The sequence below is a fragment of the Saccharopolyspora sp. NPDC000995 genome (assembly GCF_053599315.1).
The window spans coordinates 1-12,745 of record NZ_JBSFLZ010000172.1 but is presented as its reverse complement, the minus strand read 5'-3'; the positions used below and the strand labels follow the sequence as shown (position 1 = coordinate 12,745).

Sequence of the window (12,745 nt, the reverse complement as noted above, 5' to 3'; positions counted from 1 at the left end):
ACGCTGGTTTGGCTTGACGCAACAGTGTCTAAATGGTAACTGCGTCAACCAGCATGCGCGTCTCAACAATCACGCGGCATTCCATTCCGCACATCGACCCGGGTTTTTTCATCCTGATCTTGTCTGGTCATCCATGAAGGGGCGGGGCCGGTCAAGGCTGTTTTCACCCAGTTCGAGAAGTCGTTCGGAGTCGCGAGGGAGAGCTGAGTGCACGTCGCGGAGGGCTACTTCCATGACATGGACCCGGCGCACGCTCTCGGCATTCCGCGTGTGTGGATCAATCGGAAGGGTTTGCCCGACGACCCGTCGATCACCGATGCGGTTCTGCCGGAGAGGCATGCATCCACTGCGGCCGAACCCCTACGATGCAAGATTTCCCGGATAAGGCGAATTGGCCCGGTCGACGCAGCGCGGCCCCCGGTCACGCCGGGTCAATCCCGGCCCGTTGCTTTCGTGCATCCGCACTGCGTTTATGACGACCGGCGCCGCCCGGCGGCCGGCCGCTGAACCGCATCGGGGTCGGGCGCGAGCCGACCGGCCACCACGATGCCGTAGACGGCGTGGTCGAGCGCGATGACGAGTCGACCGAGCAGCCGCCGACGGGTCGGGCGTACAGCCAGCAGCGGCGCGACGACAACCTCGAATACCAGCCAGATGATCAGGCCGTAGGCCGGACCGAACCAGGGGAGCGACCGGATCTTGCGCGGCAGGACGTTGTACCCGAGCCCGGCGAGCGCGCCGTAGGACCAGTGCGCGGCCTCGGTGAACGCCGTGCGGTGCTCCACGGGCAGGCGCTGGACAGGCTCCGGCGCGTGCTTGCCGACGATCGCTTCCGGAGGCGTTTCCTCGACGAGTCCGACGTTCCCGGTGAGGGTCCGGATGCCAGTCATCGCCATGGCACCGACGAGCCCGCGCGCCCCGGCGCGAATCAGGTCTCGGGTCTTCGAGTGCTGGGAATGTAACACCGGGCCACCTCATAAGATCTGTCCTACAGGTCCGAACACCACCCCTACCCGCTGGAACGGATGTCAACCGCACGCGGTCGACGTGGTCAGGGTCGCTGACCGACGCCCGTGGCGAGCTCATGCAGGCGGCCGCCCGGGACGCGCGGGGTGAGCGGCGGAGTCTTGCCGCCTGCGGCTTCCCGCAAGCCGTGGAGGAAGCCTTCGACGGCATCCGTGGAGCTGTGCCGTGGGGTCCAGCCGAGTTCGTCCCGTGCTCGCGCCACGTCCATGACGGGAAGCCGCAGGAAGGCGTCGAACAGACCCGGCGACGCGGGGACGAGGTGCAGGTGCCAAGCGGCGGAAAGGACACTCTTGGCGACGCGGGGCGCAACGCCCACCGTCGGCTTGCCGAAAAGCTCGCCCAGCACACTGGTGTCGATCAGCGGATCCGCGGCGATGTTGAAAGCTCCGGCGCTGGTGGAAAGTGCGGCAAGCCTGTAAGCCTCGCCGGCATCGCTGCTGTGCACCGCTTGGAAGCGCATGCCTCCCGGAGTCGGCAGGGCCGGCAGCAGGTCCGGCCTGACGAGCCGGTTGATCAGCATGGGCCCGATGAAGAGCCGTCGTTGCTGGGAGGCAGATTCCGGCTTGAAGCAGAACGCGGTCCGCATCCGGACGACCCGGATGTCCTGGTGCTCACGCTCGAAGGCATCGAGGTACCGCTCCAGGTACGCCTTCTCCCCGCTGTATGCCGCGGCAGGCCACCCGTGGGTCGGCCACGACTCGTCGATCGGCTGCGCGTCCGGTCCCGGGCTGTAGGCTGCGATCGAGGATGCGTGCACCAGGCTCGGGACACCGGCAGCGGCGACGGCGTCGATGACCCGGATGCCGCCGAGCACATTGTTTCGCCAAGTCGTGATCGGGTCGTGGGTCGGCTGGAACAACCAGGCGAGGTGGATCACCACGTCGGCCGAGGCGAAGCGCGCCACCAGGTCGTCTTCGGTGACGTCTGTGCGTTCCCAGCGCACCTTCGCGCTGGTGACGGGTGGCTCTCGCCGTGACAGCGCGATGATGGTGCCGACCGCGGGGTCCGTGTCGAGTGCGTCGACCACGCTGGTTCCGATATTTCCGGTCGCCCCAACGACGACAACGCGCTGGGGGCTCTCGGGCGCCTTCATCGTTGGTCCCCTCCTTAACCCGGTGCTGCTCCCGCCGCATTCACGGCTTCCCCTAGTGAGAAGCGGAAGTGTCGGCAACTCTGGCTACCCGACGAAATTCTCGGATAACCGCTGAGCTCTTCCGTTCACAGCCACGCCGAGTGCCCAGTCGCCGCCTGCTGAAGCAGGATGGCCGTGCATGCCGGCTTCCGGGCGTGCCAGGACTGAGGGAGAGGTGCAGGACGATCTCACGGCGGTTGATGGCGGGGCTTCGACGTACGAGCAGACCGGCTGCCTGAAGGCGATCACACAAGCGTACCTGGAAGATCACCAGAGAGCCGCGCCTGCCCCTTCACCAGGGCGACCAAGACCAAACCGGACTAAACCGGAGTTATCGCCCAAAAAGGCTAAAACGTCGGGGCTCTGCGGCATGGCCAAGTTCCTTTCTGAGACAAAGGACAGTGTCCATTCGTGCAGAGGACTTGTTTGATCTCTAGGTAGGACCAAGTATGGCAATTATCGAAGACGAACAGATTTTACTGCGGGAATGGGATCTCGCGTCGGGTGTGCGGCTCGCGGGCGCATATTCGGAAACGCTTGCAGCGGAGAATCGTGAGCGTCCGGATTTGCGTCAAGATTCGTCGTAATCGTCTAAAGGTGCTGGAAACATTTTCCAAACAAAAGGCGGACACAGCGTGATTACACCCATGATGACTGGAATCCTGAACGCAGATCGCCAGCCTACGATGCGGCATGAACCTGCGACCGAGGAGAGCGCCCAGATTTTCCAGCGGCGTCGACACGCCCTTGTTGGCACAGCTCTTTTCAACAGCTACTTCAAACAAGCACGACTGGACGAGCTCCTGCGGTGGGCGGTGACCGAGTTCGAGTCGCTGCATGTGTTCCTCCCTGACACGACCACCGCTTTCACGATGCAGGCCCGCGGCTATCCGGCGGTGGAAGCAGAGCGGAAGACGCGACGCGAGGCACGAAGGCTGCGCGGGAAGATAACCGGGTCGCTTGCCATGCTCGGCGTCGAGTCCCCCGAGCAGATGATCATCGACTTCGCCTGGCTCAACGAGAACGAGGAGTACCTGCGCACGCGGGACGAGGTTGCGGAGGTCTTCGGGTCGGATGAAGACTTCAGGAAAGCCTGTCTGGCCGAGTCTGAGTCAGTCGCGAGGAGCAGGCGGAGAACCGACGGCAGTCTCACGGAGGAAGAGCTAAACATGGCGGCACGGTACTTGCTAGCCGAGATCCCGCTTTTCGTAAACGCTCCCGCCATACTTGGCATGCCCGAGACTGTGTTCTGCTACCACCGCATCGAACCCTTCGAACGTGACCTGTACCGTGGCGCGTTCGCGGTGAAAGCAGTGCCTCGGCAAGGCTGGGTCGTGGTCGAGTCCGCTTCTTCGGAAATGGTTGACTCCGGTGCCGGTGCCGGTGCCGGTGCCGGTGCCGCAGCCGGGTCCCTGCCGCGACCACGTACCGGAGGTGCGCTGTGAACCGCGCCGACACGGCCGATTGCGAACCTCGTCGGTCCGGCGAGCAAGGATACTGGAAGTCCTAGCGCCTGTGGTAGGCGCGGTTTCGGCTGGTCTGCACGGCGACCAAGCCAGCTGGTCCTCCTGGAATCTCGATCGTCCCGCCGACCGGCAGCGGGACGATCGAGCCCAACCGCGAACTCATGACCCGGCTCAACACATCAACCCAGCCCCGATCAGGGTTCGAGCCCGCGCCTGTCGACTCGTGGCAACCGCCCCGACAGAGGGCCAGCCGTAGTCAGTGTTGCGGACCGTGTTGGGGTGCTCCTTTTTGGAGTAGGCGTGAGTGAGTTCATAGGGTCCGCGCCGCGTTCGTGAGTAGGTTCTTGAATATGGAGAACGGCGGACCCAGCCGGACAGCGCTCGCCACCGCGTACGCCCGCGCCTATCACCAGATCGCTGACCGACCACAGATCTTCACGGACCCCCTGGCGGCACGTCTGCTCGGCGTCACCGCAGAGGAACTGACCAAATTGGCCACGCCCACAACCGATCACCTCGGTGCCGAGGCAAGCGATCGGCCCCGCCGCCTGTTCTTCGCCGCCCGTGCCCGCTTCGCCGAGGACGCCGTGGCCGCAGCCATCGCCGCTGGTGTGCGGCAGGTCGTGATCCTCGGCGCAGGTCTGGACACCTTCGCCTATCGCAATCCGCGCCCGGACTTGCGCGTGTTCGAGGTCGACCACCCCGCCACCCAAGCGTGGAAACGCGAACGCCTTGCTACGACCGGGATCGACCGCCCTGCGACGTTGACCCTCGTGCCAGTCGATTTCGAAACCCAGACGCTGGCAGCTGGATTGGCAACCGCCGGATTCAAACGGACGGACCCGGCCGTATTCGTGTGGCTCGGAGTCGTCTTCTATCTGACCCCGAACGCCGCCCACGCCACCCTCGAATACATCGCTGGTCAAGCCCAGCCCGTCGAGGTGGTCTTCGACTACCTGCAGCCTGCGGCCACCGACGAGGACCGTGCGCACCAGCGGGCACGTGCCGATCGGCTGGCTGGCGCCGGCGAACCCTTGTTCAGCTACTTCACACCCGACGACATCGCCGCACAGCTGCACGCCCTCGGGTTCACCGGCATCGAAGACCACTCCGCCCCGGACCTCATCGCCGGCTACCTCCACGGATCCGCAGGAATTGAGGGCGAACCACCCCGTGCACTGCGCGCGAGCCGCATACTGCACGCGAGCCGCTGAGCATCGCCTGCCGCGCCTACTCTCACCACGTCTGTCGCGACGGCTGGCGTCTCCCACATCAGCCTCTGAATTGCACAAACTCAGAAATCACGGGAGCGAGAGGGTAGAGCTCCGGAGAACATGCCTCATCCGTAGATCACTTTGAACAGTGTAGCGTCGACGGCCACTCGATCACCGCGAATGCGGCCAGCGCTCCAAGACCACCGTAGAAGGTCGTCATCTCCCAGGAAGGGAGGTAGCCCCGAACGGCGTTGGTGGCGTCTGCTAGATCATCGCGAGTGGGAATGTAGTGGTGGAAGGCACCAAGCTGGTGGTGCTCACCGCCCACGACTACGAAAACCTGGCCGGCCAACGCCGTCAGGCCGGCGCGCAGGCCGCCCGGAACCGTGCGCTGCGCAGCCAGCTCGACCTGCTCAGCTCATTCGTCGACGAGCTCGAACAGGCCGTGACAAGACTGCCCGAGTGCCAGCCCACACCGTGCGCGGCCTGCGAGGAGCTGGACCGCGTGGGCCCGATCATCTCCGCGCTGGCGAAACGGGGCCGGGTATCGATCGACACCCGGCACGCCGAAGTCGCGGAAGCGGCGGTGCAGCGGGGCGCTTCGATCGTCAACGACGTCTCCGGCACCCTGCACCGGGTGGCCGCCCGCCTCGGCGTCGGCTACGTGCGGCATGCACTCGACGGCGGTTCCGGTCCGAGCCGGCGCGTAGCCGGAGTACGACGACGTCGTCACCGAAGTGAGTACGCACCTGCTGGACGTCGCCGACACGGCGATCTCGGCCAGCGTGACCAATCTGTGGATCGACCCGGGAATCGGCTTCGGCAAAGGCGTCGAGGACAACCTGCGCCTACTGCGCCACTTACCCGAGCTGTGCGCACAAGGCATCCCGGTCCTCCTCGGCGTCAGCCGAAAGTCGTTCCTCGGCGCAGTCACCGGCCGCCACGTCGCAGACCGGCTACCCGCGTCGCAAGCCCTGATCGCCCCCGCGTGGTCGGCCGGCGTCGACATCATCCGAGTACACGACGTCCCACAAACGCGAGACTCGATCACGATGCTTGAAGCGGTCTGGGGCCGGGGATAACCACGTCAAGCCGAAGCCCACGAGGTCCGAGGCCTTCGACATCGCCCACCCGTTCGCGCTACACGACCTGAATCTGATCTTGCGGATATGGCATCGACGCGAGTCAGGATCACTGTCCCAGGCAATTCGAGGACGACTCAAGCAAGAGAGCAAGGGGTCTTCCCGCAACGCGTCGGAACCCGTCGCAACGCGGAGGAAGGAGGGCCGCTGACCTGCGGCGGAACGCGAAGGCGCTCGTCGTGAACGACTCGCCACTACCTTGACACGGTAGAGGTCACTGGTTCAATCCCATTATCGCGCACCAGTTATTACGCAGGTCACAGCCCCTACGGCGGTCATCACCGCCTGGGGCTGTGTTGCGTATGTGGTCTCGCGGGGTGGCCGCGCAGGATTTGAAGCGGCGACCTGTCCCGCCATGGTGATCGTTTGACCGTGACTTGACCACCTGCCGTGCCATCAGGTAGGGCTGCGCGCAGTTTGTGATTGTGCTGTTTGTATGAATTCGCGCGGCTCGTTAGATTTCCGGGTTCGACGCGCTGCGACGCTCGAGCTCGGGGACTGCGTGATCGGCGCCGTCGCCGTAGTGCGGGCTCGGGATGATCAATCTGCAGTGGGCGTCGTCGATCATCACGGAGCAGTTCTTCGGCGAGCTCGTCGACTACCTGCTGCAGTCGCTGAGGCACGCGACGATTCTGGGCTCGCGATCGGTCAGTCGTTTGACTTGATCAGGAGCTCAGGCTTGATCAGGCAGTCGGGGTCCCGTCCAGGTTGGGGTGGGCGGGACGTAAGCGGGCCTCTTCCTGTGTTGGGAATTCGCCCGGGGTTAGGCCCCTGGTCACGGTCAGGGCGAGTGGGGCGACAGCGATGGCCCCACCGAGGGCACTGGGCTGGGTGTACTTAGCTGCGATGCAAGTGGCTGCGCGTTGGGCTTGGAGTCGATGTTCGACGAAGGACCTTGGGCCGGGTGGCCTGCGGGCGGCCGCTCACACACCGGGGTGTTACGACAAGGTGTGGAAAATTCGTCGTTTCGTCGCGCCATCACGACGATGCGTCGGTCAGCGGCTTGGGTGAACCCTTCACGGCGACACTCCACCGACGCAAAGGGGCGACGCTGTGTCTGGTTACAGTCTCGATGACGCGCCACTGAACAGCTTTCACAAGAAGTTAGCCGTTTACTCGTCTGGGGGGCCATTTCTGGACGGTTATGTGCTGAGCATCATTGGTCTCGCGCTCGTGCAGATCGCCCCGGTGTTCGGGTTGACTGCGATGCAGGAGGGACTCGTCGGTGCGGCGGCGCTGATCGGCATCTTCCTCGGCGCGTTCCTGCGCTCCGCCGCAGCGCGAGGCTTGCGGCGTTTTTGGATACGTGGGGGTCGGCTTCGCATAACTTGTGAAGGCGCGCGAACCCCTGCGCGTCACGATGGCGGGCCAGGTTGCGGGTCAGGGAGCCCTTGCCGTCCGCGCCGGCCACCGGACAGCCCAGCGAGGGACGGACAAGGTCGCCGCAGATCGCGACGACCAGCGCTCCCGATAGTTCGTGCCAGAGCCATTTAGACTCCCGGCCGCGCGCCCGCTGCCAGGTGATCGGCGCCTGCCGCCAATCACCGCCGAGAGCGTCAGCGCCGCTGGCCATCCAGCGTTGCTGCCAGGTCTCGATCAACGGAGCACGCCCAATATGATCAACAATCGCGATCACGACCCGTCACCAGGGTCACGAAACCCGCGCCAGAGCCAATTTCAGCGAGCAACTCTGGCCAAGATCATTAAGCGGCATCAGCGGGCGGTTCGGCCATCGCCTCATGGTCCGCGGCCGCCTCGTCGGCCGTGCTCGAAGTCTCGACCCCAGCGGTTGGAGCGTCTTCGGCGGTGGTCGGCTCGCGCAGGCAGGCAGGCAGGCAGGCAGGCAGGCAGGCAGGCAGGCAGGCATGGTGGGCGACCACGGTCTTTTCCACGGCCTCCGCCAGGTTCTTGAACAAATGCCACCGATCGGCGCATTGCACCGCTTGCGGGGCGCTACGGGTGGCGGCCTCCGCATAGGCTGACGAGCGATCACGGGTGATCACCTGGATCTCGGGATGCGCCTTGAGCCACTCGGCCACCGTGTCGGCCTGGCGATCGGGCAGCACATCGACCGGTTTGTGGTTGGCCATATCGAGCAAGATCGTCGCGTAGGTCTGGCCGCGTTTGATCGCCCAATCGTCCATGCCCAGCACCGTGACCTGGCCGACTTCGGGATCAGGCAGCGCCCTGAGCAGCCGTAACAGCGTGTTCTTGCCAACCGGCATCCCCAGAGCGCCAGCCAGCCGCGAGCCCGCGCGGCCGGCCAGCGCGATGCTGATCGACTCCAGCATGCCACGGGCCAGGGGCGTACGGCGGGCGCGCGGGACGGCGACCCCGTCCGGCTGCTCGGCGAACGTGCGCACCGCGTACTCGATGGTGCCGCAGAAGAAACGCCGCACCCGCAGTCTGAGCGCCACGGCCCGGCCGCCGATCGCGGCGTCGGCCAACCGCCGGTCATAGCGGCTGTGCACCCTGTTGGCGGCATGGCCGCATGCTGGGCATCCGGCCTCCGGGGCCTTGGAGTTCGCCCACATCAGCACCGAGCCATCCGCGGCTTGCTCAACCCGCTCGATCACCACCGTGGCCAGATGCGGAAACAACACGTCAAGACCATGATCACCGCACTCCGCTCGTGATCACAGACGACCAGCCCACAATCAAACCGCTTGATCACGCAATGAGGGACAGAACCATTTTCGCCCGTCCACACAGGGTCAGAATTCGCCCGTCGGCGACACTCGTCCCACACCGCCCGGTTCAGCAGCCGCTGCGTGCGGTTCGGCGTCCGGTCCCCGACATACTCGGCAATGGTCCAGCCATTGCGTTTCGGCAGCTCGCTCATCACCGCCCCGCATGTACTTATGGGCCTGCACGAACGGCTCGATCCGCCGAAAACACCAGCGCAGCCGTTCCGACAACTCACCCAACTTCCGCCCAGCCAACCGAGTATCTACCTTGACAGCCGCAGCCGCCTGCGATCCTGTTGTCTTCACAAACACATGATCAACAGGCGGCTGCCCCACGCCGACACAGCCACACATTCCTACAGGTCACAACCCGAATGGCCACTGCCGTACTAGCCGCCTCGTGACCAAAGACTGTCACTGTGGCACCGACGCCACCAGCATCGCGCCAAAACCAGCCATTAGCAGCGAAGACACAGACGAGATCACTAACTGCGGCTGGATTTTTTTTTCCGAGTAAGCCTCGAGGAATCTCTCTCAGCCGCATCTAGAACCTGTGAAGCCGTGACTTGTGCGATGTCGGCGGCCGCAGGATCCTTCTCAAGTAAGGCCGTAGTGATAGCCCCCTCCATCAATTGAGCAATTTGACTCGCAACGAAATCCGCATTCGGCAGCCCGAACTCCTTCACAAGCTCCGCGATCCAAGCACGGGTGGAGTGCTTGTGTTCGAGAACCGCGTTTCGAACTTGGTCCGATGTGTCCGCCAACTCGACGGTCGCATTGACGAAGGCACATCCGCGAAAGTTGGAGGTGGAGAACCACTCACGGAGTGAATCGAAGATGGAGAGTATCTGCTCTCTGGGTGACGACGTCCCCTCGATTCGTCGATTCATACGGTCTCGGTATCGATCATCCAGGTACTGCAAGCACGCAACGATAAGGTCTGCCTTAGTAGGGAAATGTTTGTACAGGGTCATCTTAGCCACGCCGATCTCGCCGATGAGGGTATCGACACCAATCCCGGTGCCGCGCTCGTACATCAGCCGCGAGGCTTCCTTGAGAATCAGATCCCGTTTGGACTGGCTTTGCTCCATTGGTATACCACTACTCCAGTCGCCCTCAAGTCAGATCCACTACTGTCAGTAGCCAGTAATCATACGCAACCGGAGTCCCACGGCAGATGCGGCAGCATACAACTGACCCACGGCTTCGAGGCCTGGAGGCCGAACTGAGGTGTGTCCAGGATCTTGGACGGTCGTCGGCGGGACCTCCTGGCCTGGCATCAGACCGCCATCGGCGAGTGGTGGGCGCGCGTCCGGATGACGCTGCACAACCGCAACCGCGCGACCAGTTGAACGCCGAGATGTAGGTAGCCGAGGATGCCGTGCGTCTGCGGATGGAGGCCTCGCTAGGTTCCGATCACGCCGGATTCGAGCTCAAGAACCACCTTGTCAAGAAGCTGGCCGACCTCGGGTACGAGGTGACCGACGTCGGTCCCGCCGTCTACGATGCCGAGGACGACTACCCGCCGTTCTGCATCGAGGTAGCCCGGCGGTTCGTGGCCGACGAGGGTCATCGGTGGCTCGGGTAACGGCGAGCAGATAGCCGCGAACAAGGTCTCAGATGGCCGCGCCGCGCTGACCTGGGATGTTGACACCGCCAAGCTGTCCGGGCGGCACAACAACACGCTACTCGCGGGCATCCGAGCGCGGATGCACACCGTCGAAGAGGCCGAGGAGATCGTCCACGCATTCCTCGGCACGGAATTCGAAGGAGGCAGGCATCAGCGGCAGATCGACATGCTTGCCGAGTACGAGCGGACCTACCAGGCTCCGGCATTGCCCGAAGCCTGAGTGAGTGTCTACACCCGCTTCTGGTTTCCCTCCGCTCCGGAATCCCGGTCTTCAGTCTAAGTTGATGTGACACGGTTTGTGTCTCGCAGCAAATGACACACCCGGGTCGGGTGTTGTTGCGCGATCTGCCGCCTGATTGGCGTTGTGGTGTTCGGCCATGACACGGAAACGGGCGATCATGCAGCTGATGGACGCGATGTTTGTTGCTGGGGCCGAGGTCGCGAATGTGGCGGAGTGGTGCCGGATCAACGGTGTCGATAGGCGCACGTTCTATCGACACCGGGCACGGGCCCGGGTGGAGGGCCGCTGGCAGCCTCGGTCCCGGCGGCCGGGAACGACTCCGCATGCCACCCCCGAGCCGGTCGTGGCCGAGATCGTGCGGTTGCGTCACGCGCTGGCCCCTGACAACGGGGCCGATTTCATCCGCGACGAACTCGCCGAGATCGCGGCCGTGGCGGGCTGGGCCGAACGGGGCTGGCGGGTTCCAGCTCGGGCCACCATCAACCGGGTCCTGGACCGCCACGGCCTGCTGGAGCCCAGCCCGCGCAAACGCCCCCGCACGTCCTGGCGGCGTTTTGTCTATGCCCGGCCTCGTGATTGCTACCAGATCGACGCCACCGAGACCGCTCTTGCCGACGGCACCAGGGTCGTGGTTTTCGACGTACTCGACGACTGCACCCGCATGCTAGTGGCGTGCCAGGCGGCTGCCTCGGAAACAACCGCTGCCGCCATCGAAGCTGTTACCGCCGCCTTCACCGATTTCGGGGCACCGGGAATCGTGTTGTCCGACAACGGATCCGCCTTCACCGGCCGCAACCGGCACGACAACGCCGGCCCGACCCGTTTCGCGCGCACCGTCACCGCCGCGGGCACCCGGCTGATCCACTCCAGTCCCTACCACCCGCAAACCTGCGGCAAGGTCGAACGCCACCACCAGACCCTCAAAAAGTGGCTGACCCGCCGACCCGCACCGGCCTCGTTGCCTGAACTCCAGGCACTGCTGCCATGCCTGGGATCACGCCCCGGTACACGGAGGCCCCGGCAACCTCCCGGTCCAGACCGACGCCACCGTCCACGAACTCAAGGTCAGCACGCAGGGCATCGTCAATCTTGGCAAGCAAATCCGGCTACGAATCGGCCCCGAGTACGTCGGCCAACCGATCACCGTGATCCGCGACGGCGACCGGGCCACCGCCTACACCAGCGACGGCAACCCGATCGGCCACCTCCATATCGACCACACCAAGACCTACCAGGGCGCACTCACCCCAGCCGCCTAAAATGTGTGACACAACTACCGAGACAAACCTGCGGCAGATCTACCGAGACATGACACTCCGGAATCCCGGCCTGGGTCTACTCCTGGCAGCCTCGCAGGCTGGCACAGTGACCAGCTGACGGCGACCCCCGGACGCCGAAGCGTCGAGTCATCCCAGCGTTGCGGCGACATCTGTCGTTCGGCTGCCTCGACGAACGCTCGCGCCATCACGGATCCGGGTTCCCGCGCGGTGGTCACCAAGCCGACAGACGCTGTGTGCTCCGGCTCCACGAGGCGAATGGCCCGAAGTCCTGTCGTGCCACCGAGCGTAGGAGCGAAGGGGGCTGGCATGATGCCGGTGAGGCATGGTCAGGCGGCGACTGCGGTGAGCGCCCGGACGACGGGTGTCCAACGCTCGACGTAGGCATCCAACGTCCCGTCTTCGAGCCAGGTCTTATCATGGAGATAGAGGCCTGGCAGAGCGCAGGTGGCTCCCAGTTCGGACAGCACTGGTCGCAGCAGGACTTCCGGAGCGAGGGCGTGGGCCGGTCCGGCACCGAGCATGAGCGGTACTGCGACCACCCCCTGCAACCCGGTCCCGCCGTCGAATTGGTCCAGGAAGAGCTTGAGTAGTCCGGCGTAGGTGGCCTTGAACGTCGGGCTCGCGACGACGGTGAGGGACGAGCCGGCCACCGCCCGCTTCGCCGTGTTCACCGAGTCGTCGTCCCAGTCGAGCAGCTTCGGGCCCAGCTCGATCAGGTCGACGACGTGGTCCACCGCGGATCCTGGGGCGCGTCCGCCCAGCAGCTCGGCGAGCCGGACCGCTGCGGAGAGAGTGCGGGAGGCAGGCTTCGGGTTGCCGACCACTACGGAGATGGTCACTAGTGCACCCTCTTCCGTGCGAGCCCTTGGATGGGGCTTGTGGTAGGAACTAGGCGGAAGCCGGGGTGACGGCCTGTGGTGGTCGCCC

General features: G+C 64.7%; 9 protein-coding genes and 4 pseudogenes. 7 read left to right on the top strand and 6 right to left on the bottom strand.

Features of this window, described 5'->3' with window-relative positions; all coding sequences use genetic code 11:
- Positions 1–470 precede the first annotated feature (470 nt).
- Entirely contained in the window at positions 471–965 is a 495-nt protein-coding gene (locus ACWDKQ_RS32920; protein WP_450142667.1) for a hypothetical protein, read from the bottom strand.
- An 86-nt stretch (positions 966–1,051) separates the two neighbouring features.
- Complete coding sequence (locus tag ACWDKQ_RS32915) at positions 1,052–2,119, bottom strand: NAD-dependent epimerase/dehydratase family protein (protein ID WP_450142666.1); 1,068 nt, start codon at positions 2,117–2,119, stop codon at positions 1,052–1,054.
- Between the two features lie 686 nt (positions 2,120–2,805).
- On the opposite strand from ACWDKQ_RS32915, the gene ACWDKQ_RS32910 reads away from it, so the two are divergent.
- The 5 genes and pseudogenes from ACWDKQ_RS32910 to ACWDKQ_RS32890 all read left to right on the top strand — a co-directional run bounded on the left by ACWDKQ_RS32910 (position 2,806) and on the right by ACWDKQ_RS32890 (position 6,645).
- Positions 2,806–3,603 (top strand): tRNA-dependent cyclodipeptide synthase, encoded by a 798-nt coding sequence (locus ACWDKQ_RS32910; protein WP_450142665.1) that lies wholly within the window; start codon positions 2,806–2,808, stop codon positions 3,601–3,603.
- Positions 3,604–3,974: 371 nt separating this feature from the next.
- Positions 3,975–4,838 (top strand): class I SAM-dependent methyltransferase, encoded by an 864-nt coding sequence (locus ACWDKQ_RS32905; protein ID WP_450142664.1) that lies wholly within the window; start codon positions 3,975–3,977, stop codon positions 4,836–4,838.
- Positions 4,839–5,127: 289 nt separating this feature from the next.
- Positions 5,128–5,463: pseudogene (locus ACWDKQ_RS32900) on the top strand (dihydropteroate synthase); the annotation flags it as partial.
- A 112-nt stretch (positions 5,464–5,575) separates the two neighbouring features.
- Positions 5,576–5,920: a dihydropteroate synthase gene (locus ACWDKQ_RS32895; protein ID WP_450142663.1), complete on the top strand. Its 345-nt coding sequence runs from the start codon at positions 5,576–5,578 to the stop codon at positions 5,918–5,920.
- Between the two features lie 596 nt (positions 5,921–6,516).
- Complete coding sequence (locus tag ACWDKQ_RS32890) at positions 6,517–6,645, top strand: hypothetical protein (protein WP_450142662.1); 129 nt, start codon at positions 6,517–6,519, stop codon at positions 6,643–6,645.
- A 1,038-nt stretch (positions 6,646–7,683) separates the two neighbouring features.
- On the opposite strand, the gene ACWDKQ_RS32885 is transcribed toward ACWDKQ_RS32890, so the two are convergent.
- The 3 genes and pseudogenes from ACWDKQ_RS32885 to ACWDKQ_RS32875 all read right to left on the bottom strand — a co-directional run bounded on the left by ACWDKQ_RS32885 (position 7,684) and on the right by ACWDKQ_RS32875 (position 9,758).
- Positions 7,684–8,559 (bottom strand): ISL3 family transposase, encoded by an 876-nt coding sequence (locus ACWDKQ_RS32885; protein WP_450142661.1) that lies wholly within the window; start codon positions 8,557–8,559, stop codon positions 7,684–7,686.
- 143 nt (positions 8,560–8,702) lie between these two features.
- Positions 8,703–8,907, bottom strand: a pseudogene (locus ACWDKQ_RS32880) (IS701 family transposase); the annotation flags it as partial.
- Between the two features lie 245 nt (positions 8,908–9,152).
- Positions 9,153–9,758, bottom strand: a complete 606-nt coding sequence (locus ACWDKQ_RS32875; RefSeq protein ID WP_450142660.1) for a TetR/AcrR family transcriptional regulator — start codon at positions 9,756–9,758, stop codon at positions 9,153–9,155.
- A gap of 302 nt (positions 9,759–10,060) precedes the next feature.
- On the opposite strand from ACWDKQ_RS32875, the pseudogene ACWDKQ_RS32870 reads away from it, so the two are divergent.
- Positions 10,061–10,517 (top strand): annotated as a pseudogene (locus ACWDKQ_RS32870) (RpiB/LacA/LacB family sugar-phosphate isomerase).
- 157 nt (positions 10,518–10,674) lie between these two features.
- A pseudogene (locus tag ACWDKQ_RS32865) lies at positions 10,675–11,797 on the top strand (DDE-type integrase/transposase/recombinase).
- Between the two features lie 347 nt (positions 11,798–12,144).
- Here ACWDKQ_RS32865 and ACWDKQ_RS32860 read toward each other — a convergent pair.
- A complete protein-coding gene (locus tag ACWDKQ_RS32860) occupies positions 12,145–12,657 on the bottom strand; it encodes an NADPH-dependent FMN reductase (protein ID WP_450142659.1) in 513 nt (170 codons plus the stop codon).
- Positions 12,658–12,745: the final 88 nt, after the last annotated feature.